Raw genomic sequence first — 23,637 nt, 5'->3', positions numbered from 1 at the left:
CATGGCGAAGATCGCTGGGGCGCCGATCTCCTGGGGCGTGTGCGAGGTTCCCGGGTGGGGCGAGGTGCTGCCCTCGGACACCGTTCTCGCCGAGATGCACTCCCTGGGCCTCACCGCCACCGAACTCGGCCCGCCCGACTACCTGCCGGCCGACCCCGAACAGCTCAAGACCCTCCTGGGCAGCCACGACCTCACCCTGGTCGGCGGCTTCCTCGCGGTCACGCTGCACACCGGCGCCCAGTCCACCCTGGACGAGGCGGACCGCGTCGCCGCGATCCTGAAAGCCGGTGGCGCCGAGGTCCTGGTGCTCGCCGCCGCGACCGGGCTCGACGGCTACGACGAGACGCCGAAGCTCACCGACGACGAGTGGAACACCCTCGTCGACACCTGCGCGAAGATCCGTGAGATCGCCGCCGGGCACGGTCTGAGGACCGTGCTGCACCCGCACGTGGGCACCCACGTCGAGCGGGAGGCGGAGGTCGACAGGTTCCTCGCGGACTCCGATCTCCAGCTCTGCCTGGACACCGGCCACCTCCTCATCGGTGGCACGGACCCGGTCGAGCTGGCGCGCCGCTACCCGAACCGGATCGGTCACGTGCACCTCAAGGACGTGCGTGACGAGATCGCGGCGAAGGTGCGCAGCGGCGAGCTCAGTTACACCGATGCCGTGGAACAGGGCATCTACGTGCCGCTCGGGGACGGCGACGTGGACGTGCAAGCTCTGGTGGAGCTCGTCCGAGAGGCGGGCTACACCGGTTGGTTCGTTCTCGAGCAGGACACCCAGCTCAAGGACGGAAGTCCGGTGGACAAGCCACTTCAGGACACCGCGCGCAGTCTCGCGCACCTCAGCAAGATCCTCTGAAGGGACTGGAGACGATGAAGTCTCGTCTGGTCATCCGCGCGGGCGTCGCTCTCGCCGGTGTTGCTCTACTCGCCGCCTGCAGCGGTCCCACGGGAACCAACACCTCAAACACGCAGAACAACAGCGCACCGGCCTCCGGAGACCTCAAGGTCGCCGTCATCACGCACGGCACCGCGGGCGACGCGTTCTGGAGCGTCGTGAAAGTCGGCGCCGAGGACGCGGGCAAGCAGCTCGGCGTCGGCGTCACCTACAACTCCGACGGCGACCCCGGCGCCCAGGCCAAGCTGATCGACAACGCCGTGTCGCAGAAGGTCGGCGGCATCGTGGTGTCGATGGCGAACCCGGACGCGCTCAAGACGTCCATCGACAACGCGGTGAAGGCCGGCATCCCGGTCATCACGATCAACTCCGGCAGCGCGAAGAGCGCGGAGTTCGGTGCCATGGCGCACGTCGGCCAGGAGGAGTCGATCGCCGGTGAGGAAGCCGGCAAGAAGCTCAAGGCCGCCGGCAAGACGAAGCTCCTCTGCGTGATCCACGAGGCCGGCAACTCGGGCCTCAACCAGCGTTGCGACGGTGCCCGCAGCGGCTTCGGCGGTGCCGTGGAGAACCTCCAGGTCGACATCTCCAACCCGACCGACATCGAGGCCCGCATCAAGGCCAAGCTGCAGTCCGACACCGCCGTCGACGGCGTGCTGGCACTGAACCCGCAGGTCGCCGTGAACGCGGCCTCCGCGATCAAGGGCGCGAGCTCCAAGGCGCAGGTCGCGACGTTCGACCTGAACGCCGACGTGGTCAGCTCGATCAAGGCCGGCGAGGTGCTGTTCGCCGTCGACCAGCAGCAGTACCAGCAGGGCTACCTGCCGATCGTGATGCTGAAGCTCTTCAAGGACAACGCCAACACCCTCGGTGGCGGCAAGCCCGTCCTCACCGGTCCCGGCTTCGTCGACAAGTCCAACGTGGACAAGGTCGCGGAGTACGCCAAGAACGGCAAGAGGTAAGGAGGAGGCGGGGAGATGACCGTGACGGCCACAGCTCCACCGGCTGCCGACGAACGGCTGGGCAAGCCCAGGGCGATGGATCAGCTGATCAAACGCCCGGAGATCGGCGCCATGCTCGGCGCACTGCTGGTGTTCCTGTTCTTCTCCGTGGTCACCGAGCAGTTCCTGAGCGTGGGTGGTGCCGCCACCTGGCTGGACGACGCCTCCATGCTCGGCATCATGGCCGTCGCGGTGGCGATGCTCATGATCGGTGGCGAGTTCGACCTGTCCGCCGGTGTCATGACCGCGTCCACCGCGCTCGTCACGGCTCTCCTCGCCACCCAGCTGGGACTCAACGTCTGGCTGGCGTTGCTGGTGTCGCTCGCCTTCGCCCTGGCGGTGGGCGCGCTGAACGGCTGGCTCGTGATGCGCACGGGCCTGCCGAGCTTCATCGTGACGCTGGGCAGCTTCCTCGCGTTGCAGGGCCTCAACCTCGGCATCACGCGCCTGGTGACGGGCAGCGTGCAGGTGTCGGGCATGCGCGAGGCCGCCGGGTACGAGTCGGCGGGCTTCCTGTTCGCCTCGACGTTCCAGATCGGCGGCACGAGCTTCTACGTGTCGATCATCTGGTGGGTCCTGTTCACCGTCGTCGCGTCGACGGTGTTGATGCGCACCAAGTTCGGGAACTGGATCTTCGCGATCGGTGGTGCCGCGCAGAGTTCGCGCGCGGTCGGTGTGCCGGTCGTGCGGTCGAAGATCCTGCTGTTCATGACGACGGCGTTCGCCGCGTGGCTCGTCGGGTCGATCAACATCCTGCGGTACGCGAGCGTGCAGGCGAACCAGGGCATCGGCCTCGAGTTCCAGTACATCATCGCGGCGGTGATCGGCGGGTGCCTGCTCACCGGTGGCTTCGGTTCCGCGGTGGGTGCGGCGATCGGTGCGCTGATCTTCGGCATGGCCCGGCAGGGCATCGTCTACGCGGGCTGGAACAGCGACTGGTTCCAGCTGTTCCTCGGCGTGATGCTGCTGGCCGCCGTGCTGGTGAACAACATGCTGCGCCGCCGAGCGGAAAGGGTCCGGCGATGACGTCCCTCATCGAGACCGAGAACATCGGCAAGACCTACGGCAGCGTCATCGCCCTGAGCGATGTGTCCACCGTGGTCAACGCGGGTGAGGTCACCTGCGTGCTCGGCGACAACGGCGCCGGCAAGTCGACTCTGATCAAGATCCTGGCCGGCGTCCACCAGCACGACCAGGGCTCGTTCAAGGTCGAGGGCGAGGAGATCAAGTTCTCGTCGCCCCGCGAGGCCTTGGACCACGGCATCGCGACCGTGTACCAGGACCTCGCGGTGGTGCCGCTGATGTCGGTGTGGCGCAACTTCTTCCTGGGCTCGGAACCGACGACCCGCTTCGGCTTCCTGGACAGCAAGAAGGGCAAGGCGGTCACCAGGAAGGCGTTGTCCGACATGGGCATCGACCTCCGTGACGTCGAGCAGCCGGTCGGCACGCTGTCCGGTGGCGAACGGCAGTGCGTCGCCATCGCCCGCGCTGTGCACTTCGGCGCCAAGGTGCTGATCCTGGACGAGCCGACGGCCGCGCTGGGCGTGAAGCAGGCAGGAGTGGTGCTGAAGTACGTGGCCCAGGCACGTGATCGTGGCCTCGGCGTCGTGCTGATCACCCACAACCCGCACCACGCCTACCCGGTCGGCAACCGGTTCCTGCTGCTCAAGCGCGGCCGTGCGCTGGGCAGCTACGAGAAGTCCGAGATCGACATCAACGAGCTGACGCGCCAGATGGCCGGCGGTGCCGAACTGGAGGCGCTGGAGCACGAGCTGCGGGGTGTCGAGGCGTGACGTCGCTGGAAGTGCTGACCGTCGGCCGGGTCGGGGTCGACCTCTACCCGGAGCAGTCCGGGGTGCCGCTGGCCCAGGTCAGCACCTTCGCCAAGTCGCTCGGCGGGACCGCGACCAACGTCGCGGTCGCCGCCGCGCGGCTCGGCCGTCGCGCCGGTGTGCTGACGAAGGTCGGACCGGACGGCTTCGGCACCTACGTCCGCGAGGCGCTGGAAGGCTTCGGGGTGTCGTCGAAGTACGTCGGCACCTCGCCGGACCTCCTGACACCGGTGGTGTTCTGCGAGCTCAACCCGCCCGCGGACCCGCCGTTGCTGTTCTACCGGCTGCCGGTCGCGCCGGACCTGACCCTGAGCGAGGACGACGTGCCGTGGTCGCTCACGCGCGAGGTCCCGCTGTTGTGGGTCACCGGCACCGGGGTCTCCGCCGAGCCCGCTCGCACGTCGCAGCGCATGATGCTGGCGAACCGGGCCCGCAGCGGGCACACCGTGCTGGACCTGGACTACCGCCCGATGTTCTGGCCGGACGTCAAGACCGCGCGCACCGAGATCAGCTGGATGCTCGACCACGTGACAGTCGCCGTCGGCAACCGGACCGAGTGCGAGATCGCCGTCGGCACGTCCGACCCTGATGAGGCCGCTGATCGGCTGCTTGCGCACGGAATCTCGTTGGCACTGGTCAAGAAGGGCGCCGAGGGCGTTCTCGTGGCCACGCCCGAAGGACGCTGGGCAGTCGAGCCGAACCCCGTCGAGGTCGTCTGCGGGCTCGGTGCCGGTGACGCGTTCGGCGGCTCGGTGGTGCACGGCCTGCTGTCGGGCTGGGACCCGGTGAAGATCGCCCGCTACGCCAACGCCGCCGGCGCGATCGTCGCCTCCCGGCTGGCGTGCGCCGACGCGATGCCCGACCAGGAAGAGATCGAGGAACTGCTTTGATCACCGACGGCCAGTGGCGCGAACTGTTGTGGCGGCGGGCTGAGGACCCCGGCTCGATCAGACGGGCCTACCAGTCGCGCAAGCGGCGGAACTCGTTGCTGAACGGCAAGTCCACGCTGTTCCTGGTCGCGGCGGACCACCCGGCGCGCGGTGCTCTCGGCGTCGGCGGCGACCCGATGGCGATGGCCGACCGGCGCTCGTTGCTGGCCAGGTTGCTGACAGCGCTGGCGAATCCCGACGTAGACGGAGTGCTCGGCACGCCGGACGTGATCGAGGACCTGTTGCTGCTGGACGGCCTGGACGACCGGGTGGTCATCGGCTCGATGAACCGCGGTGGCCTGGCCGGCGCGGACTGGGAGATCGACGACAGGTTCACCGCGTACGACGCGTCGTCCATCGCGACGTTCGGGCTCGACGGCGGCAAGATGCTGCTGCGCCTGGTCGACTCGGACCCCGGCACGATCCCGACGCTGGAGGGCTGCGCGCGAGCCGTCACCGAACTCGCCGAGCACGGCCTGATGGCCATGGTCGAACCGCTGCCGTACAAGCGTGATCACAACGACAAACTGGTGCTGCAGAAGGATTCCGCGGCTCTCTCCCGTGCCTCGGCCGTCGCTGCCGGACTGGGGTCGACCTCCGCGTACACGTGGCTGAAGCTGCCCGCGCCGGAGGAACCGGAGATCGTGCTGGACACCACCGCGTTGCCCGCGCTGGTGCTCGGTGGTGTGCCGTCCGCGAACCCCCAGGACGACCTCGCGTCGTGGGGCCGATCGCTGGGCCACCCGACCGTGCGCGGCCTGGTCGTCGGCCGGGCGTTGCTCTACCCGCCGGACGGCGACGTCGCGGCCGCCGTTGCCGCCGCCGCCGAAATCCTGCGTACCGCGAAGGGGGTCATCGAATGACCTTGCACCGTCCACACGGGACTCTCTCGACCGCTTCCGACGTCATCTCGCTGACCCCGGAGGACGCGGGCTGGGCCTACACCGGCCTGCGTGTGCTGCGGATCGAGGCCGGCGGGTCGCGGACCGTCGAGACCGGCGAGTTCGAGGCTTTCGTGCTGCCGCTGGCCGGGTCGTTGTCGGTCGAGGTGGGCGACTCCAGGTTCGAACTGCAGGGTCGCGACTCCGTCTTCACCCGCGTCACGGACTTCGCCTACGTCCCGCGAGACGAGACGGTCCGTCTCGTCTCAGAGGAGGGCTGTGAGGTCGCTCTGCCGATGGCGCGATGCGAGAGGAAGCTGACCCCGAAGTACGGCCCGGCCGACGGCGTGCCCGTCGAGGTGCGCGGCTCCGGCAACGCGACCCGCCAGGTCACGAACTTCGGCGTGCCGGGCGTGTGGGACCACGCGGACAAGCTCAACGCGTGCGAGCTGATCACCCCGGACGGCAACTGGTCCTCGTACCCGCCGCACAAGCACGACGAGTCCGAGCCGTGCGAGGTGAACAACGAGGAGATCTACTACTTCCGCATCGCCGACCGGGACCAGGTCACCCCGTCGCGCACCGGCTTCGGCTTCCACCGCACGTACACCGACGACGGCACGATCGACGAGGACGTGACGGTGCGGGACGGCGACGTCTTCCTGATCCCGCGCGGCTACCACGGCCCGTGCGTCGCGGCGCCCGGATATCCCATGTACTACCTGAACGTCCTGGCCGGTCCTGGCGACGAGCGCTCGATGGCGTTCTGCGACGACCCGGCCCACACCTGGATCCGCGACAGCTGGGCGACGCAGGAGCTCGATCCCCGTTGCCCGGTCACGACCGCAGAGGGGCGGACCAAGTGAAGCTCACGACCGCGCAAGCACTGGTCCGCTGGATGCTGGCCCAGCGCACCGAACTCTTCGACGGCACGGTCGCGCCGCTGTTCCCCGGCGTGTTCGCGATCTTCGGCCACGGCAACGTCCTCGGTCTCGGCAACGCGCTGGAGGAGGTCCGTAACCGGATCCCGGTGTGGCGAGGCCACAACGAGCAGGGCATGGCCCTGGCCGCCGTCGGCATCGGCAAGGCGACCCACCGCCGCCAGGTCGGCGTCGCCACGTCGTCGATCGGCCCCGGCGCCCTGAACATGGTCACCGCGGCCGGCGTGGCCCACGCCAACCGCCTGCCGCTGCTGCTCCTGCCGGGCGACACCTTCACCGGCCGCGCCCCGGACCCCGTTCTCCAGCAGGTCGAGCACTTCCACGACCCGACCGCCACGGTCAACGACGCGTTCCGCGCGGTCAGCCGCTACTTCGACCGCATCACCCGCCCCGAACAGCTGCTCTCGACGTTGCCCCAGGTGGCCAGGGTCCTGACCGACCCGGCCGACTGCGGCCCGGTCACTCTGGCGCTGCCGCAGGACGTCCAAGCCGAGTCCTACGACTTCCCCGACGCGCTGTTCGCCCCCGTGATCCACCGCCCGCTGCGCCAGCGCCCGGACCTGATCGCTCTGGCCGAAGCCGCGTCGGCGATCCGCGACGCCTCCCGCCCTCTGCTCGTCCTGGGCGGTGGAGTCCGCTACTCGGGCGCCGCGGGCCGCGCTCTCCGCTTCGCCGAACAGCACGACATCCCGGTCGTCGAAACGACGGCGGGCCGGACGCTGGTTCCGCACGACCACCCGCTGCACGCGGGCCCGCTGGGCATCACCGGCTCGACGTCGGCGAACGTCCTGGCCGGTGAGGCGGACCTGGTCATCGCCGTGGGCACCCGCCTGCAGGACTTCACCACCGCGTCCTGGACCGTCTTCTCGCCGGACGCGCACCTGCTCTCCCTGAACGCGGCCCGCTTCGACGCCGTGAAGCACGGCTCGTTCGCCCTCGTGGCCGACGCCGACGAGGGCCTGCGCGAACTCACCGACGTCCTGGCCTCCTGGCAGGCCCCGGCGGACTGGGCCGGCCGTGCCCGGACCGAACGCGCGAAGTGGGACGCCCACATCACCTCGCTGCGCGCGCCGTCGACCGATCTGCCGACGTACGCCCAGGTGGTCGGCGTCGTGAACGACGTCAGCGAGCCCACCGACTACGTCATGACGGCGTCCGGCGGCCTCCCCGGCGAACTGATCGGCGGCTGGCGGGCGACCGGCGAGTCCACGATGGACGTCGAGTACGGCTTCTCCTGCATGGGCTACGAACTGGCCGGCGCCTGGGGAGCCGCGATCGCGCACACCCAGGGCGTCGTCACCACGCTGCTCGGCGACGGCTCGTACCTGATGCTCAACTCCGAGCTCTTCTCGGCGGCCTTCGCGGGCCACGGCTTCGTGGCCGTCGTCTGCGACAACGACGGCTACGCCGTGATCCACCGCCTGCAGACGGGCCAGGGCGGCGCGGGCTTCAACAACCTCTACGCCGACTGCACGACCGGCCACCCCGAACCGCCGCGCACCGACTTCGCCGCCCACGCCTCGGCGATGGGCTGCGCGGTCTTCCCGGTCGACTCGCTGGCCGACCTCGAAGGCGCCTACCGCAAGGCCCGGGAGGCCGCGGTCGCCGAGAGGCGTCCTGCCGTCGTCGTGATCCGCACGCACCCGTCGTCGTGGACCGAGGCAGGAGCCTGGTGGGAGGTCGGGGTGCCCGAGGTCTCACACCGGTCGGAGATCGCCCAGGCCCGCGAGGAAGTGCTGGAGGGCAAGGTCAAGCAGGTCCGCTATTTGAGCTGAACTCCAACAGCGGATACCGCCGGGCGGTGGTCGTCGCGAGGATGACTCTCCGTGAGCAAGCGGATGTTCAGGCTCGGGGCGGTCACCTCGTTCGTGCTCGGTGTCGTCCTGCTGGTGCCGCAGACCGCTCCGCGATCGACGCCGCTGCTGCTGTTGGGCGCGGTCCTGGTCGTCGTGGGTGGTGCGCTGGGCTGGCACCAGGTCAGGGACGGCCAGGTCATCGACCGGTACCGCCGCGCCGTCGAGGACCTCGGCAGTGACCAGGCCGAGGTCAGGCTCGGCGGGCTCCACTCGCTGGACGAGATCGCGAAGGACTCGGTGAGGAGCCGGCTGCTCGTGGACGACACCATCGGGGACTTCCTGCGGGAACGATCTCCGTGGACGGCCGCGGAGCAGTCGCCGGGCGTTGCCGGAAGTCCGGCGCCGGACGTCGAGACGGCTGTGGCGATGCTCACGCGCAGGCCTGGCGCGTCGATCGACCTGTCGCACGTCGACCTGCGCGGCGCCGACCTGGGAAAGCTGCAACTGGCGGGAGCGGTGTTCCGCCGGGCCAACCTCGCCGGTGCACGGCTGCTCGGAACCCGTCTGGACGAGGGCGTCCTCGACGCCGCGGACCTCCGCGACGCGGACCTGCGGGGAGCCTCCCTGCGCAAGGCCTCGCTGCGGGTCGCCTGTCTCGAAGGCGCCGACCTCCGCGCCGCCGACCTCACGGACGCGGACCTGCGCGGCGCCGACATGCGGGCCGTCAACCTGGACAAGGCGGTCCTGACCGGGGCCCGCGTCAACCGCGGGACGCTGTGGCCCCCGGACTTCACCCCCGCTCGTGTCTCTGCGTCGCTGTTCAGTGACTGAGATGCCTCACATACGGGAACAACACGCCGACACCCGACCCTTGAACGGTTCGTAGCCCAACGAACGTTCGAGGGAGCTTTTCGTGAGCCTGTTGTTCTCCCCGCTGACCCTGCGCTCGGTCACGTTGCCCAACCGCATCGCGGTCAGCCCGATGTGCCAGTACTCGGTGACGAAGGAGGACGGCGTGCCGACCGAGTGGCACCTCGTCCACCTGGGCTCCCGCGCCGTCGGAGGCGCCGGCCTCGTTATGGCCGAGGCGACGGCGGTCGAGCCGCGCGGCCGGATCTCGCCGCAGGACACCGGCATCTGGAACGACGAGCAGGTCGAGGCCTGGAAGCCGATCACGAGGTTCATCAAGGAGCACGGTTCGGTGCCCGCGATCCAGCTCGCGCACGCCGGGCGCAAGGCGATCGGTGACTGGGTGCCGGTGGCGCCCACGACCGAGCCGTTCCCCGGCGGCAACCAGCCGGAGAAGCTGACGAACACCACGCAGGTCGTGAAGGCGTTCGTCGACGGCGCGCTGCGGGCGATCGAGGCCGGGTTCGAGGTCCTGGAGGTCCACGCGGCCCACGGCTACCTGCTGCACGAGTTCTACTCGCCGCTCACGAACGAGGGCAGCATCGAGGAGCGCATCGCCCTGCCCGTCGAGGTCACCGCCGCCGTGAGGGCGGCGGTCGGCCCGGAGGTGCCCGTGATCGTGAGGATCAGCGGCACCGACTGGGTCGACAACGGCTGGACTGCCGACGACAGCGTTGTGCTGGCACAGGCGCTCAAGGCCGCGGGTGCGGACCTGATCGACGTGTCCAGCGGTGGCAACACCGCGCAGGCGGAAATCCCGATCGGGCCCGGCTACCAGGTGCCGCTGGCCGAAGCCGTACGACGCAAGGCAGACGTGCCCACGGGTGCGGTCGGCCTGATCACCGAGGCGACCCAGGCCGAACAGATCTTGACTGACGGTTCCGCCGACCTGGTCCTGCTCGCGCGCGAACTGCTCCGCGACCCGTACTGGCCACTGCACGCGGCACAGCAGCTGGGTGTGGAGATCCACGCGCCGAAGCAGTACGCCAGGGCGTTCTGAAAGAGCCCTCAGAGTTCAAGGGCTGGGCGCCGGTGAACCGGACGCCCAACCCTTGAACTCCGAAGGCTGAATTCAGCGACGGTAATCGTCGTAGTCGTCGTACGGGTCGTCGTGTGGCTCATCGCCACCACTACTCCCGTTCGCCGACCTTTCATCAGTCGACAGCTCGCGCTGCAACGCAGCGAAGTCGGTCTCATGAGAGCTGTATTTGAGCTCCCTGGCGACCTTCGTCTGCTTGGCCTTAGCTCGGCCGCGCCCCATGGCTCGACCCCCTCGCACAGGGACGGGGGCGGCCGGGGGAACGGCGGCCCCACTCGTCTCGACAACTGATTCCTGGTAACTACCGTACCGTGCCGATGGGGTTCCTCGCGACGCGGTAGGCGTGACACGTACCGCCAAATCTCGCGGCCCCCCTCGCGTGGAAGGATGCACACGTGCCAAGACCGTTCGTCGCCTACCTACGGGTGTACGAACCGTTATCGGTGTTGGACGCAAAGCTAGCTTCCAAGGTCGAAAAAGCCCTGGAAGCGGGCCCTGTCCCCCGGTCGGAGGTAGGAGACCGGGAAAGAGAGCTGTGGTTGCGATCACAGTTGGGACAAAAGCTCCTCCCGGGCGAGTCGTCCGACGTGATGACGATCAGTCCGGCCGAGGTTCCGACCTCTGAAGCCGCCCGTGTCGGTCCCGGGCCGCTCGTCTGCCCGCTCGACCTCAGGGCCCGCTCCGCCGCCGCCCTCGTGGGCTTCCTGGCCTCCGCGCCGCGGATCCTGCAGGACGAGGCCCTCAGCCTCTCGTCGGAAACGGTCCGGTCGCGCGCGTCCGCCGTGATGGCCGAACTCTCCGCGGGTGCGGTCCACGTGATCTCCACGACCTGGACGATTCCGCTGCCGTGGTTCGCCCTCGTCGACCCCGCCCAGCGCCGCGTGGTGCTGGCCAGCGCCCAGGACGACCCGGAGCGCCAGGTGTCGTGGCGCGTGGCCATGGCCGACGCCCGGCGGCGGATCGCGCGGGCCCTCAAGGTCGTGAAGCGTTCGCTGGGCGACGAAGGGCCGGCCAAGGTCCTCGCCGACACGGGCCGCTGGCTCGAGCACTTCCACCCGCACTCGGCCGTGGAGCTCGACTACGGCGGCCTGGTGCAGCTGCTGGAGGACAAGGACCTCCTGGAAGACACCTCGGCGGCCGACGTCAACGCCATCATCGACGCCCTCGAAGCGGACGACGCCGAAGAGGTTGCGCTGCGCTACGAGACGCTGCGCGAGTTCTGGGGTGAACTGGCCCGCAGGGAACGCCACGGCTGAAGCAGGATCCGCGCGGCCACGGCGGCCACCGCTGCCAGCACCATCGCCGCGGGCCACGCCACGTGCACCGCGACGAAGCTCGCGACGAACGGGGTCAGCGCCGCGCTCAGGTAGTTCGCCGAGTTCTGCATGGCGATGGCGGTGGCGCTGCGGCCCTCCGGCGCGAGCTCGCCGGCCTCGGTGACCGCCAGCCCGTTCCAGCACAGCGCGAAGAGGCTGGTCGGGACGAGGACGCCGATCAGCAGCGGCAGTGGCGCCTGGTCCAGTGCCGCGACCAGTACGAATCCGCCTGCGGTGAGCACAGAAACGATCTTCAGGGGCCCGACCCGGCTGCGGGCGCGGTCCGACCACACGCCGACCGCCAGTCGTCCGGCCCCGCCGAGCAGCTGCGCCACGGCGAAGACGGCCGCTGCCGCCGTCACGCTCATGCCGCGGTGTCCGTGCAGGAGAGGCACCAGCAGGGCCGTGGTGGTGAACTGGGGCACCACCAGCAGCCCGCTGGCGAGAGACAGCCGCAGCAACCGGGGGTCCTTGAGCACCAGCCCGTGGTCCGTGCCGGCCCGGATCGCGCCGGGCGGTTCCCGGACCAGCAGGGCCACCGCCAGTGCCACGAACGCCGTCACGCCGGCGAGCGCGACGAACGCCGTGGGGATCCCGGCCGAGATCGCGATCCCGGGCAGGACGGCCGCGGTGAGCGCGGCGCCGAGCGGGGTCGCCGTCTGCCGGACGCCCATGGCGAGGCCGCGCGACTCCCGGCTGAACCACGACATCACCGCACGGCCGCTGGCCGCGTTGACGCTGGCCCCGAACAGTCCGGTGCCGAGCAACGCGAGACCGGCGATCCAGGCGTTGCCCAACGCCACGGCGAGAAGGCAGCATGCGGCGCCCACGCCGCCGATGGTCATCACGAGCCGTTCGCCGCGTCGGTCCGCGACGACTCCCCACGGCACGAGAGCGATCATCGTGCCGAGGTTGACCGCACCGAGAAGCAGCCCGACCTGGGGCAACGTGAGGGAGAAGTGCTGCTGGAGCTGCGGGCTGATCGCGGGCAGGCCGAGGAAGACGGCCGCGTTCGTGCCCTGCGCCAACGCCCCGACGGACAGCACGACCCAGCGATACCCCATGGGGGCACGCTAGGTCGGCTGCTCAGGAAGTGGAAAGCTCGTCTTATCTCTTGGGACGGTGGTGCCCGCGCTCGGCGGCCAGCAGCTCGTCCACCGAAGCACTCCCGCGCTGGTAGCGCGCGGCGATCTCGGCGTTGAGCCGGTCCACGACCACCTGTACCTCGCGCCGCCGCACCGACACGGACGCCTCTTCCGAGATGAGCGTCTCCAACACGTCGCCGAGGCGATCGTCGGTCAACGAGCTCACGTCGGACAGGTCCACGTCGGAGATGAGCGCTTCGACGTGCCGGTGGTGCGCATCAGCACGTGACGGCTCATGGGTCTGGTACCGGCCGAGACCGGTCGCGGGTCCCACGGCGTTCGTGGAGAGGATGGTGGCCAGCTGGTCGACCACAGCTGAGCCGCCCGAGCTGCGGCGCTCTTGTTCCGCACGCACGATGTCGATCCGCGCGTGCAACAACCGCCGCAGGTAGGACAGATCTGTCTCTTCCTGCGCAGCTTCGTCGCGGAGTTCGCGCACCTCGACGAGCGGGCGCTGCTCGACGCCCTCCGTGTAGTCGGGGGCGAGCACCCTGTCGATTCGGCGGCGCCCGCCAGGACGCACCTCGATCACGTGTCCATCCTGCGGTAGATCCTCCCTACCCGCCAACACATCCCATGCACCAAACTTGTCTCAAATGTGCACGCCCAGCAGTTTTCTCGCCTCGTCCGGGGTCAAAGCGGGCCGCTGGGCGATCTTGGAGAGACCTGCGGCACGTGCCACGAGCTGTGCGTTGTCCCGCACCGGCACCCCCCGCGAGTAGCTGATCGTGTCTTCCATACCCACTCGGAGGTGCCCACCCGCACCCAAAGCGGTGAACATCACGGGAAGGGTCGTCCGGCCGATGCCGGTGGCGGAGAACGTTGCCCCGTCCGGCAGAGCGTTCACTGCGGCGACCAGCGTCGCGGCGTCACCGGGCATCCCGCCGGGCACGCCCATCACGAAGTCGACGTGCACGTGACCGCCCGCGGGCAGACCGTGCTGGTCCAGCAGGCGCTTCAGCGACGCGAGCTGCCCGATGTCGAAGATCTCGTACTCCGGGACGATCGAGCGCTCCTGCATGCCCTTGTGGAGGGAGACGATGAACTCCCAGCGGTTCATGAACACGTCGTCACCGAAGTTGACCGTGCCCATCGTGCAGGACGCCGAGTCTGGCATCGCCTCGAGCACGCGCAGCCGGTCCGACTCCGGGTCGTGCACCGACCCGCCCGTCGAGAGCTGCACGACGAGGCTCGTCTCGGAGCGCAACGCCTCAACGGTGGCCTTCAACCGGCCGAGGTCCAGCGACGGCTTCGCGTCCTCGCCACGGATGTGGACGTGGATCATCGCCGCGCCGACCTGCTCGCAGCTCTGCGCCGTCTTGACCAGCTCTTCCAGGGTCACCGGAAGCTGCGGGACGTCGGCTTTCGCGTGCTCCGCTCCGGTGGGAGCGACAGTGATCAACGTGCCCAGTGACATGTACCGGGACTTTAGGGGCTCATCCCCTCAAGTTGCGAACAGCTTCCCGGCCCAGACCGGGCGTGTCAGCAGGCACCGAGTCGGGGTCGATCCGTGCCGGAACCTCCCGTTCGGGAGCGCCCGCGATGAGTTCGGCCTCGATCGGTACGGATCGCTTGACCAGCGCCAACGCGACGGCGCCGAGTTCGTGGTGCTGGGCCACGGTGCCCACCCGGCCGACCACGCGCCCGTCCAGCGTCACCGGGTCACCGGTCTCCGGCTGGGCGTCGGCAGAACCATCCAGGTGGAGTAGGAGCATCCGCCTGGGCGGGCGTCCCACGTTGTGGACCTTCGCGACCGTCTCCTGGCCCCGGTAGCAGCCCTTGTTCAGGTGCACGGCCGGGTCGATCAGGCCGACCTCGTGCGGGATCGTGCGCTCGTCGGTGTCGATGCCCTGCCGTGCGCGCAGCGACTCGACCCGCAGCGCCTCGAACGCGTAGCTGCCCGCCGGACGTGCGCCCGCGTCGGTGATCCGCTGCCACCAGTCACCGAGCTCGGCGCGCGGGACCAGCAGGTCGACCGCGTCCCGGCCCGGCCACGACGCCCTGCGCACGAAGCCCTCGCCGAGCGCGTCGACGTTCGCCGGCATCGGGATGCCGAGCTTCTCCAGCAGCGCGGGCGTGTCCGGCCCGGTGATCGTCAGCAGCGCGAACTCCGCCGTGGCGTCGCGCGGCTCCACCTTGGACCAGAAGACCATCTTCTTCAGGTACGCGAGCAGGTCGTCGACCTTCTCGACGTCGAGGAACACCGTGCCGCCGACGTTCGCGACGACCATGTGGTGCTCCAGGCGGCCCTGGGCGTCGAGGATCAGCGCCTCGGTCGCCACGCCCTCACCGAGCTGCTCGAAGTGCTGGCTCGTGAGCTGGTGCAGCCACTTGAGCCTGTCCTCGCCGGGGATCGCGATGACACCGCGGTTCGAGCGGTCGACCACGACCACCGAACGGGCGGCGGAGCGCTGTTCGGCGAACGGGTCGCCGTAGTGCCAGGCGACGCCGGCATCCGTGGAATCGTCGGGCGGCGGGACGGCTCCTGGGAGGGTCACTCGATCTCCTGCTCCTGCTTCAAACAGTCGCGGCACGTGCCGGACAGCGCGAGATGGCTTGCATCAAGTTCGAACCCGTCGCGCTCCCGCAATGTTCCGACCAACGGGTCGAGAAGCTCACACGGGATTTCCTGGATCGAACCGCACACGTGGCACACGAGGTGCACGTGCTGGTGATCTTCGACCGAGTAGCTCGGCGCACCGTGGCCAAGGTGCGTGTGCCGAACCAGTCCGAGCCGGTCGAGGAGATCGAGCGTGCGGTAGATGGTGGTGATGTTGACCGTCGGCGCCGTCTCCTGGACGCGCTGACAGATCTGCTCGGGTGTCGCGTGTTCCAGCGACCTGACCGCGTCCAGCACGAGCTGACGCTGCGGCGTCATCCTCATACCGCGGTCGTGCAGCGTTTTGCGCAGGCCTCTTGCGGTCTCCACGTCAACCATGTTAGTTGCCGCTAGTAGGCTCGGCGCATGCGCGTGCTGGCACTGCTCGACGGAACCCTCGCTGACCCCGACTCGCCGCAGATCCGAGTCGAGGACCTCGGACTCATCCGCGGCGACGGTGTGTTCGAAACGATCCTCGTGGTCGGCGGGAAGCCCCGCGAACTCACGCCCCACCTCGACCGGCTCGACCGGTCCGCGGCCATGCTCGACATGCAGCCCCCTCCGCGTGCGGAGTTCGAGCGCGCGGTCGAGCTCGTCATCGGCAACTGGACGGGCGGCGAGGAGTTCGCGCTCAAGCTCGTCTACACCCGCGGCGTCGAGGGCGGCGACGGCACGCCCACCGGGTTCGCGCTCGGCATGGAGATCGGCGCGAAGGTGCTCAAGCAGCGCGTCGAGGGCCTGTCCGCGGTGACCCTGGACCGGGGCATCGACGCGGACCTGGCCGACCGCGCGCCGTGGCTGCTGCTGGGCGCGAAGTCGCTGTCGTACGCGGTCAACATGGCCGCGCTGCGCGAGGCCGAGCGCCGCGGTGCCGCCGAGGTCGTCTTCACGACGTCCGGCGGTTCGGTGCTCGAGGGCCCGACCTCGACGCTGATCCTGGTGCGCGGCAAGACCCTGGTCACGCCGCCGTCGAAGCTCGGCATCCTGCCCGGCACCACGCAGTACGCGTTGTTCCGCGCCGCCGAGCGCGCCGGCTGGACCGTGCTCGTGGAGCCGATCCAGACCGGCGAGCTCTACGACGCCGAGGGCGTCTTCCTCGCGTCCAGCGTCCGCAAGATCACGCGGGTGACCGTGCTGGACGGCAAGCAGCTGCCCGACTCGTCGGCCCTGCTCACCGAGCTGCAGGACCTGTACGAGTCGGAGTACTGATCCTCTAGCGGAGTCCGGCGTCGACCGCGGCCATCAACGGGCCGCGGTCACCCGACATCTCCCAGAACATCGCGCCGAGCAAGTTCTTCGACTTCAGCCACGCGGTCTTCTTCTGGATCGACCACACGTCGTCGAAGGTCCACCACTGGTTGCCGGTGTAGCAGGACGTCGCCACGGAGACCTCGTCGTGGAAGACGGTGCAGTTCGGCACGGACGCGACGAGGTTGGCGTACCCGCGCGTGCCCGACTCCTCCGGGAACTGCCCCGGTGCCGCGCCTCCCGCGGTCTGCCACTCGCCGTTCTTGCCGCCGTTGACCACGTTCTGCCAGCCACGGCCGTAGAACGCGAGACCGAGCGTGATCTTGCGTGACGGCACACCCGCGTCGAGGTAGGCCTGGACGGTGCTCTCGACGCTGAACTTGGTCGTGTACGGGTCGTCCGGGTCCGGGTAGAGGTTGCCCTGGTGGCCGGTCCGGTTGGGCTCCCACGAGTTGTCGCTGCCGGAGCCGTGGAAGTCGTAGCCCTGGACGTTGAAGATGTCCATCGACTGCGCGACCCGCCCGAGCTCCCAGCCCGCCTCGATCTTGGCGGGGTCGGCCGGGGTGAACGCGGTGAGCTGGTAGCGCTTGCCCGTGGTGGTGCTGTACGCGTCCATCTGCCGGCGGAACTCCTCGATCAACAGCGTGTTGTTGACCTTGTCCTGCGGGCCGAAGTGGTTGCCCGCGTGGCCTTCCGCGCCCGGCCACTCCCAGTCGAGGTCGAAGCCGTCGAAGATGTTCGCCGCGGAGCCGGGGCCGCCGGCGCCGTTGTAGACGGGCAGGTTGCCCTTGAGGTAGACGTCGATGCACGACGCCACGAACTTCTTGCGCGCCGCGTCCGTGGCCGCCACGTCCGAGAAGTACTTGGAGTACGTCCAACCGCCTAGCGAGATCAGCACCTTGAGGTTCGGGTGCTTCGCCTTGAGCTTCTTGAGCTGGTTGTAGTTGCCGCGCAACGGTTCCCAGCCGCTGTCCGCGACGCCGTCCACGGACTGCGCCGCGCTCATCGGCCTGCTGTAGTCGGCTTCCGCGTCGCCCGCGCCGTCACCCTGGTTCGGGTCCTGCGGGTTCGGGCTCGTGCCCTTCGTGACGCCGTGCAGGCACGTCAGGTTGACCGGGTCGATGTTGCCGAACGCGTAGTTGACGTGAGTCATCTTCGCGGCGTCCATGTCCTTCACGAAGTACTGGCGTCCGTAGATGCCCCACTGCACGAAGTACCCGACACGGGCGTAGCCGCCGACGATGTCACCAGTGCGCTCGTTCAGCGCGTTGCTCGCGGCGGACACGTTGTCGTAGAGGTCCCGTGCTTTGACGGTGAAGGTGTAGTTCGTGGACGGCGACAGGCCGGTGAGGACCGCTGTGGTGCCGGCGACCGTCGTCTTCACGGTCGTGCCCACGTAGACGTCGTAGTTCGCGACCCCGCTGTTGTCCGTGGAGGCGTTCCACGCCAGCGTGACGCTGCCCGCGTCCTTCGCCGTCGAACGCAGGTTGCCCGGCGCGGTCGGAGGCGTGGTGTCGTTGGCCGGGTTGTTGGTGGTGACGCTCAGCGCGGTGCTCGGGGCGCTTTGAGTTCCCTTGGTGTCCTTGGCCCGCACCGTGAACGAGTACGCGATGTTCGGGCTCAGGCCGCTGATGATCGCCGACGTCGTGGTGGAGCTGCCGGCGAGGCTGGAGCCGTTGTAGACGTCGTAGCCGGCGATCGGCAGCGAGCCCGGCGTGGAGGCGTTCCACTGCAGGCTCACCGTGCGCGTGGTCTTCGTCGGTGAGGCGAGACCCGTTGGCGTGCTTGGCGGAGTGTCCGCGCTGCCGTCGCAGTTGGCGTTGTTGATCCGGCACGTCACCGGGTCGGCGTTCTGGCTGATCGAGAACGCCGGGCTGTACGGCTCAGTGGTTCCGCCGGCGTTGATGGTCTTGTTGTAGTGCGCAGGGGTGATGGTGACCTGGTTGCCGTTCTGGGAGACCGTGCCGTTCTGGCCGTTGCCCACTGTCACACCGTTCGGCAGCGTGAAGGAGATCGACCAGTCGGAGACGGCCGCGGCGGAGTGGTTGCGGACGACGAACTTCGCCGCGCCCCCGGCCACCGAGTACTCGGCGGTCAGCCCGGTCGGCGCCGGCGGTGCGGTGCCGCTGCCGTCGCACGCCATGTTGTTGATCGTGCAGGCGGTCGGGTCGGCCGCGGCGCTCAGCGTGAACGCCGGGCTGTAGGGCTCGGTGTCGCGCCCCGGCGGGAGGTTGTTGATGTAGAAGGCCGGAGTGAGCGTCACTCGCGTGCCGTTCTGGGTGATCGTTGCGTTCTGCGGGGCGCTGGCCGTGACACCGGCCGGCAGGTCGAACTTGACCGACCACCCGTTGAGCGCGGTCGTGCTCGCGTTGGCGACGACGAACTTGGCACTCGTGCCGGTGCGGGAGAAGGTCGCGGTGATGCCCGTGGCGGCCTGTGCAGGGACCGCCAGGACTATCACCGCGAGGAGAACTGCCAGCAGAGCAGGGATCCGGCGCATGCGGAACTCCAGTTTGGTAGAGATTCCGCGGCGGCTGCCAGTCACGGTATTTGGTCTGGACCACTCCGTCAACGGCGTCCGCGCTCAGTCGACCGGCCGGAACCTGACCTCCGTGCCAGGCCGCGCCTGCCCGAGGAAACGCAGGTGATCGTTGTCCACCACACCGATCACGGGGTAACCGCCCGTCGTCGGATGGTCGTTCAGGAACACCACGGGCTGCCCGTCCGGCGGTACCTGCACCGCGCCGGTGATCATCCCCTCGCTGGGAATCTCCCCGTCACGACGATTCAGTTTCGTCCCGTCGAGCCGCGCGCCCACACGGTTGCTGCGATCCGACACCGTCCAGGATCCCTGGCGCAGCTGGGTTTCCGCGTCGTCGAACCAGTCGTCCCGCGGCCCGAGCCGAATCGGGATGACCAACGTTTGCAGCGCGTGGTGCGGAGGCACCACATCGGCACCTTCGGGCAGGTTCGGTGTCCCAAGATGCAGGACGTCGTTGTCCCGCAACGGGTCTGGACCGATTCCGGAGAGCAGGTCGGTCGAGCGGCTGCCGAGTTCCTCGTCGACCTCGATGCCGCCGGACAGCGCCAGGTAGGTGCGCAGGCCGGTCTGCGGCGTGCCGATCTCCAGGACCTCGTCCTGCTTCAGGTGGATCGGGTGGTGCGAGTCGGCGAGCCTGCCGTTCACGCGAACCTCGGTGGGCGGCCCGGTGACGGCGACCGTGCAGCTCGTGTTGGCTTTGAGTGTCAGACCGCCGAGCAGGAGTTCCAGTCCGGCCGCGTTCTCGGGGTTGCCGACGAGGCGGTTGGCGAGCTTGAGCGAGACCTGGTCCAGCGCGCCTGACGGAGGCACGCCCAGGTGCGCGTTGCCGGGCCGGCCGAGGTCCTCGACCAATGCCTGCGGACCGGTCCTGATGATCGTGACGCTGCGGTTCGCTTGGTTCGTGTGGTTCACGCGACCACGAACCTGACCTGGTCGCCCGGCTGCAGCAGCGCGGGGGTCTCGGCCTTCGGGTCGAACAGCGTCGTCTCGGTGCGGCCGATCAGTCGCCAGCCGCCCGGTGTCGGCCTGGGGTAGGCGGCGGTGAACTCGCCCGCTATGCCGACCGAGCCCTGCGGGACCTTGGTGCGCGGGGAGTCGAGCCTTGGCTGCCGGAGTGCTTGCGGGAGGCCCGTGAGGTAGCCGAAGCCCGGTGCGAAGCCGCAGAACGCGACCTCGTAGGTGGCGGTGGTGTGGAGTTCGACCACTTCGTCCGGGGTGACGCCGGCTGTTTCGGCGACTAGGGCCAGGTCCGGGCCGTCGTAGATGACCGGGATGGTGATCTCGCGTGAGTGCTTGGCGGGGGTCTTGGTCAGGTCGATGGTCTTCAGCGCGTCCCTGACCTGGGGCAACGCGCCCTTGACCAGGACTGTTCGCGCGGCCGGGACCAGCTCCTCGATGCCGTCGAGGTGTTCGAGGGCGGCGCGGACGGCCGCGACCTCGCTCAGTGAGTCGACCTCGACGAGGAGCGCGTCCGTTCCGCAGCGCCGCAGAAGCATGAGCCCATGTTACGGGGAATCGTGGGATTGTTGAACAATCCGACACGCGAATCGTTCAACAATCCAGCGATCCAACGAGCCGAGCTAGCCGACGACGCGCTTCAGGTGCGCCGACGCGTGCGGCTGCATCTCCTGGCCCATCATGGCGCGCTCCTCGACGTACGCGAGGTCGCCGTTCACCACGCCGTACAGGCGCTGCGAGGCCTTGACGTCCTTGGCCGTGGCGGAACGGATGACCGCGTCCGTCTCGAACTCCCAGGAAGTCTGCGTGCGCACCTTGCCGTAGTACAGCTCGACGATGCCCGTGTTGTGCGTCAGCAGGAACTCGATCGTGTCGTCTTCCTGCGGGCGCCAGAAGCCCTGTTCTCTCGCCGCCGGGCGGATGACCTCGCCGGCCTCGTTCAACAGCCACGACCTCGCCTCGTACACGAGGAACGGCCGGCCGTCGTGGGCGAACGTGATCTGCTGGCCGAAGCGGAACGGGCCGTCGATCGTCGGGTAGACGATCTCGCCCTCGCCTCGCCACACGCCCACCAGCGGAAGGACGCCCAGGAGGGCGTCGTGCAGGTTCGCGCCTTCTCGCAGGTTCGCCGTGTCGCCCGGGACGGGCATGTCGTCGAACTGGGGGAGGTTGCGCGCCCTCGTCGCGGCTGCCCGTTCCTCGGCCAGGCGGATGGCCTCGTCGCCGCTGCTCATCGCTGGTCGGAGTAGAGGCGGTAGACGACGTAGCCGGCGAACCACATTACGGCGATCGTCACTAGCACTAGGAGTCCGGTGAAGATGTGTTCCACGGTGTAGAGGATATCTCGCTGGTGGTGACGTGCTGGGTTGTGGTGGTGGAGGACACCGGCGGTTGTGATGCGACCGGGCGGGTGGTCGCCTTGCGGGCGGCGAGCTTGGGTTGCGTGCTTCCCCTGGGGCTCTGCCCCAGACCCCGGCAATCTGATCAGGGGGTCCACGCCACGAGTGGGTAGATGGCACGCCTGTTGCGTTGGGCGGCTGCCTGTTGCGTAGCTGGGTGGCGTCGGTGGTGTGTCCCATCACGTGCAGCACGAGCTGTGGCGCGACTCGTGATGGGACACACCACCCCTCGGTCTTGGCTCAAAGCGAAAAGCCAAGCCTCGGCTTCGCCGTCGGAACGGCTCGCCTTCGGCTTCGCCCGAGGCGCGGACGCGGAAGGCCCCGGCGGTGTTGCACCGCCGGGGCCCCCGGTCATACCTGCCAGGTCTTGCGACCTGCGGTCTCTAGGCGACCGCGATCTCCACCGCGTGCACGCCGGGGCCCGAGGCCGACACGTCGGCCTGGCCGTTGCCGGTGCGGTGCAGGGCGCGGACGGTCCAGCTGCCCGGTGCCGCGAAGAAGCGGAAGTCGCCCTCCGGGGAGGTGACGACCTCGGCGGTGAACTCGCCGGTCGAGTCGAGCAGGCGGACGAAGGCGCCGCCTACCGGGGTGCCGTCGGAGACGACCTTGCCCTCGAGCACGGTTTCGGTGGTGCCCGCGTCGATCGTGCCGCCCTGAGCGGGGGCGCCGCAGCCGTTGGACATGGTGATCAGGCCTCCTTGCCGGAACCGAGTTCGATCGGCACGCCGATGAGCGAGCCGTACTCCGTCCAAGAACCGTCGTAGTTCTTGACGTCTTCGTGGCCGAGCAGCTCGCGCAGGGCGAACCAGGTGTGCGAGGAGCGCTCGCCGATGCGGCAGTACGCGATGGTCTTGCGGCTGCCGTCGAAGCCCGCCTCGGCGTAGAGCTCGCGGAGCTCGTCGTCGGACTTGAAGGTGCCGTCCTCGTTGGCCGCCTTGGACCACGGGACGTTCACCGCGGACGGGATGTGGCCGCCGCGCTGGGCCTGCTCCTGCGGGAGGTGGGCCGGGGCGAGGAGCTTGCCGGAGAACTCGTCGGGGGAGCGCACGTCGACGAGGTTCTTGTTGCCGATCGAGTCGACGACCTCGTCGCGGAAGGCGCGGATCGAGAGGTCCTGCTCCTGGGCCTTGTAGGAGGTGGCGTCACGGACGACCTCCTCCTTGTCCAGGGGGCGGCCGTCGAGTTCCCACTTCTTGCGGCCGCCGTCGAGGAGCTTGACGTTGGTGTGGCCGTAGAGCTTGAAGTACCAGTACGCGTAGGCCGCGAACCAGTTGTTGTTGCCGCCGTAGAGGACGACCGTGTCGTCGTTGGAGATGCCCTTGGCCGAGAGCAGCTTCTCGAAGCCCTCGCGGTCGACGAAGTCGCGGCGGACCGGGTCCTGGAGGTCGTTCTTCCAGTCGATCTTCACGGCTCCGGGGATGTGGCCGCCGTCGTACGCGGTGGTGTCCTCGTCGACCTCCGCGAACACGACGCCGGGCGCCTGGAGGTTCTCTTCGGACCAGGCGGCCGAGACCAGCACGTTCTCACGGCTCATGGGAAGTTGCTCCTGTAGTAGTGCGTGTCGTCATTGCGGTCGAGCGAAGGCTGGTACGTACCTGCGCAGCACCAGGTACATCTCGCACCCGAGGCACAGGCCCAGCGCCGCGTTGAGCAGTGCTGCGACCAGGGCCATGCCGGTTGCCACCATGCCGAGCGTGGTGAGGCCGGTGGCGTAGCCGAGGGTGCCGATCAGTGCGAAGACGAAGCCGACTCCCTGGGCGAACCGCAGCGGGGCGGCTTCCTCGCGTTCGGAGGTCGGGGTCAGGCGCGGCTGGATCGCGTAGCGGTAGACGTGACCCCACGGGTTCAGCTTCAGCGAGATGAACGCGCACATCGCGAAGAGCACCGTCTGGGCGGCGAGGAGACGCCACCAGCCGGTGAGCAACACGATCGCGAGGATGGCGGTGGTCATCCAGGCGGAGAAGCGCGGTCCGCGCGGGTCTACAGGGGAGTCCTTGGGCACGACGACCTCCGGGCATGCGGACGGGGGAGTTCAGTCCGGCAGAGGTAGCTGAAGGGCGTCAAGCGGCCCGGTTCAGCTCGTCGTGCGACACAGGCTGCTGCGCGTGCGGCACAGGTCAACCGCGCGTCGCTTCGTGAGCAGCAAGGTCATGCCAGCGAGGGTAGCCCTCAATCCCTCGGTGCGGGAGGTATGTCCATCTAGT

Annotated in this window: 26 protein-coding genes; 12 read left to right on the top strand and 14 right to left on the bottom strand. The window is 69.0% G+C overall.

All coding sequences use genetic code 11. The annotated features are described in order from the left end of the window. The first annotated feature begins 1 nt into the window (after position 1). The 10 genes from LX88_RS03480 to LX88_RS03435 all read left to right on the top strand — a co-directional run bounded on the left by LX88_RS03480 (position 2) and on the right by LX88_RS03435 (position 10,187). Positions 2–862, top strand: a complete 861-nt coding sequence (locus tag LX88_RS03480; protein ID WP_258946396.1) for a TIM barrel protein — start codon at positions 2–4, stop codon at positions 860–862. A gap of 14 nt (positions 863–876) precedes the next feature. Then, the gene (locus LX88_RS03475; RefSeq protein WP_258946395.1) at positions 877–1,860 is read left to right on the top strand and encodes a sugar ABC transporter substrate-binding protein; all 984 of its coding nucleotides are present in this window, start codon (positions 877–879) and stop codon (positions 1,858–1,860) included. Between the two features lie 15 nt (positions 1,861–1,875). Next, positions 1,876–2,925: an ABC transporter permease gene (locus LX88_RS03470; protein WP_090066100.1), complete on the top strand. Its 1,050-nt coding sequence runs from the start codon at positions 1,876–1,878 to the stop codon at positions 2,923–2,925. Further along, positions 2,922–3,692: an ATP-binding cassette domain-containing protein gene (locus LX88_RS03465; protein WP_258946394.1), complete on the top strand. Its 771-nt coding sequence runs from the start codon at positions 2,922–2,924 to the stop codon at positions 3,690–3,692. Before LX88_RS03470 ends, LX88_RS03465 begins: the two co-directional genes overlap by 4 nt. Beyond that, positions 3,689–4,621: a 5-dehydro-2-deoxygluconokinase gene (iolC, locus tag LX88_RS03460; RefSeq protein ID WP_258946393.1), complete on the top strand. Its 933-nt coding sequence runs from the start codon at positions 3,689–3,691 to the stop codon at positions 4,619–4,621. Before LX88_RS03465 ends, iolC begins: the two co-directional genes overlap by 4 nt. Continuing rightward, on the top strand, positions 4,618–5,523 hold the full coding sequence (locus tag LX88_RS03455; protein WP_258946392.1) for a Cgl0159 family (beta/alpha)8-fold protein: 906 nt from the start codon (positions 4,618–4,620) through the stop codon (positions 5,521–5,523). Before iolC ends, LX88_RS03455 begins: the two co-directional genes overlap by 4 nt. Next, positions 5,520–6,407 (top strand): 5-deoxy-glucuronate isomerase, encoded by an 888-nt coding sequence (iolB, locus tag LX88_RS03450; RefSeq protein WP_258946391.1) that lies wholly within the window; start codon positions 5,520–5,522, stop codon positions 6,405–6,407. The genes LX88_RS03455 and iolB overlap by 4 nt, the downstream gene beginning before the upstream one ends. Continuing rightward, positions 6,404–8,257 carry a 3D-(3,5/4)-trihydroxycyclohexane-1,2-dione acylhydrolase (decyclizing) gene (gene iolD, locus LX88_RS03445; RefSeq protein WP_258946390.1) on the top strand — a complete coding sequence of 618 codons (1,854 nt, stop codon included), beginning with the start codon at positions 6,404–6,406 and terminating at the stop codon, positions 8,255–8,257. The genes iolB and iolD overlap by 4 nt, the downstream gene beginning before the upstream one ends. Before the next feature lie 51 nt (positions 8,258–8,308). After that, the gene (locus LX88_RS03440) at positions 8,309–9,109 is read left to right on the top strand and encodes a pentapeptide repeat-containing protein (protein WP_258946389.1); all 801 of its coding nucleotides are present in this window, start codon (positions 8,309–8,311) and stop codon (positions 9,107–9,109) included. Between the two features lie 82 nt (positions 9,110–9,191). Further along, complete coding sequence (locus LX88_RS03435; protein ID WP_258946388.1) at positions 9,192–10,187, top strand: NADH:flavin oxidoreductase/NADH oxidase; 996 nt, start codon at positions 9,192–9,194, stop codon at positions 10,185–10,187. A 72-nt stretch (positions 10,188–10,259) separates the two neighbouring features. Here the strand turns inward: LX88_RS03435 and LX88_RS03430 are convergent, their stop codons facing one another. Further along, the gene (locus tag LX88_RS03430; RefSeq protein ID WP_189157256.1) at positions 10,260–10,448 is read right to left on the bottom strand and encodes a DUF3073 domain-containing protein; all 189 of its coding nucleotides are present in this window, start codon (positions 10,446–10,448) and stop codon (positions 10,260–10,262) included. A 173-nt stretch (positions 10,449–10,621) separates the two neighbouring features. Here LX88_RS03430 and LX88_RS03425 point away from each other — a divergent pair, with 173 nt between their 5' ends. Next, entirely contained in the window at positions 10,622–11,482 is an 861-nt protein-coding gene (locus tag LX88_RS03425; protein ID WP_258946387.1) for a DUF8083 family protein, read from the top strand. Here LX88_RS03425 and LX88_RS03420 read toward each other — a convergent pair. The 5 genes from LX88_RS03420 to LX88_RS03400 are packed head-to-tail and all read right to left on the bottom strand — an operon-like array spanning position 11,425 to position 15,571. Beyond that, on the bottom strand, positions 11,425–12,606 hold the full coding sequence (locus LX88_RS03420) for an MFS transporter (RefSeq protein ID WP_258946386.1): 1,182 nt from the start codon (positions 12,604–12,606) through the stop codon (positions 11,425–11,427). The two genes, LX88_RS03425 and LX88_RS03420, sit on opposite strands and share 58 nt — an antisense overlap. Before the next feature lie 43 nt (positions 12,607–12,649). After that, complete coding sequence (locus tag LX88_RS03415) at positions 12,650–13,219, bottom strand: RsiG family protein (RefSeq protein WP_090066090.1); 570 nt, start codon at positions 13,217–13,219, stop codon at positions 12,650–12,652. A gap of 60 nt (positions 13,220–13,279) precedes the next feature. Further along, positions 13,280–14,104, bottom strand: a complete 825-nt coding sequence (locus LX88_RS03410) for a beta-keto acid cleavage family enzyme (protein WP_258946385.1) — start codon at positions 14,102–14,104, stop codon at positions 13,280–13,282. 19 nt (positions 14,105–14,123) lie between these two features. Then, positions 14,124–15,185 carry a CAF17-like 4Fe-4S cluster assembly/insertion protein YgfZ gene (gene ygfZ / locus LX88_RS03405; RefSeq protein WP_258946384.1) on the bottom strand — a complete coding sequence of 354 codons (1,062 nt, stop codon included), beginning with the start codon at positions 15,183–15,185 and terminating at the stop codon, positions 14,124–14,126. After that, positions 15,182–15,571 carry a Fur family transcriptional regulator gene (locus LX88_RS03400; RefSeq protein WP_051770146.1) on the bottom strand — a complete coding sequence of 130 codons (390 nt, stop codon included), beginning with the start codon at positions 15,569–15,571 and terminating at the stop codon, positions 15,182–15,184. Before LX88_RS03400 ends, ygfZ begins: the two co-directional genes overlap by 4 nt. An 81-nt stretch (positions 15,572–15,652) precedes the next feature. On the opposite strand from LX88_RS03400, the gene LX88_RS03395 reads away from it, so the two are divergent. After that, on the top strand, positions 15,653–16,495 hold the full coding sequence (locus LX88_RS03395; RefSeq protein WP_258946382.1) for an aminodeoxychorismate lyase: 843 nt from the start codon (positions 15,653–15,655) through the stop codon (positions 16,493–16,495). A gap of 4 nt (positions 16,496–16,499) precedes the next feature. On the opposite strand, the gene LX88_RS03390 is transcribed toward LX88_RS03395, so the two are convergent. From LX88_RS03390 to LX88_RS44530, 8 genes are all read right to left on the bottom strand, one after another. Continuing rightward, positions 16,500–19,034 carry a glycosyl hydrolase family 18 protein gene (locus tag LX88_RS03390; RefSeq protein ID WP_258946381.1) on the bottom strand — a complete coding sequence of 845 codons (2,535 nt, stop codon included), beginning with the start codon at positions 19,032–19,034 and terminating at the stop codon, positions 16,500–16,502. Between the two features lie 84 nt (positions 19,035–19,118). After that, on the bottom strand, positions 19,119–19,952 hold the full coding sequence (locus tag LX88_RS03385) for a 5-oxoprolinase subunit C family protein (RefSeq protein ID WP_372511246.1): 834 nt from the start codon (positions 19,950–19,952) through the stop codon (positions 19,119–19,121). Positions 19,953–19,984: 32 nt separating this feature from the next. Continuing rightward, positions 19,985–20,572: a 5-oxoprolinase subunit PxpB gene (gene pxpB, locus LX88_RS03380; RefSeq protein WP_258946379.1), complete on the bottom strand. Its 588-nt coding sequence runs from the start codon at positions 20,570–20,572 to the stop codon at positions 19,985–19,987. 84 nt (positions 20,573–20,656) lie between these two features. Then, complete coding sequence (locus LX88_RS03375) at positions 20,657–21,268, bottom strand: heme-binding beta-barrel domain-containing protein (protein ID WP_090066082.1); 612 nt, start codon at positions 21,266–21,268, stop codon at positions 20,657–20,659. Between the two features lie 548 nt (positions 21,269–21,816). Beyond that, the gene (locus tag LX88_RS03370; RefSeq protein ID WP_258946378.1) at positions 21,817–22,116 is read right to left on the bottom strand and encodes a DUF1416 domain-containing protein; all 300 of its coding nucleotides are present in this window, start codon (positions 22,114–22,116) and stop codon (positions 21,817–21,819) included. A 5-nt stretch (positions 22,117–22,121) separates the two neighbouring features. Next, the gene (locus tag LX88_RS03365; RefSeq protein WP_090066079.1) at positions 22,122–22,967 is read right to left on the bottom strand and encodes a sulfurtransferase; all 846 of its coding nucleotides are present in this window, start codon (positions 22,965–22,967) and stop codon (positions 22,122–22,124) included. A gap of 30 nt (positions 22,968–22,997) precedes the next feature. Continuing rightward, positions 22,998–23,435 (bottom strand): DUF4395 domain-containing protein, encoded by a 438-nt coding sequence (locus tag LX88_RS03360; RefSeq protein ID WP_258946377.1) that lies wholly within the window; start codon positions 23,433–23,435, stop codon positions 22,998–23,000. A 72-nt stretch (positions 23,436–23,507) separates the two neighbouring features. Beyond that, positions 23,508–23,585, bottom strand: coding sequence for a putative leader peptide (locus LX88_RS44530; RefSeq protein WP_360045477.1), 78 nt, complete (start codon positions 23,583–23,585; stop codon positions 23,508–23,510). Positions 23,586–23,637: the final 52 nt, after the last annotated feature.

This window comes from Lentzea californiensis (genome assembly GCF_024648825.1).
Classification (GTDB): Bacteria; Actinomycetota; Actinomycetes; order Mycobacteriales; family Pseudonocardiaceae; genus Lentzea; species Lentzea californiensis.
Note: the sequence above shows the minus strand (reverse complement) of the source record. Positions and strands in the feature narration are given on the sequence as shown.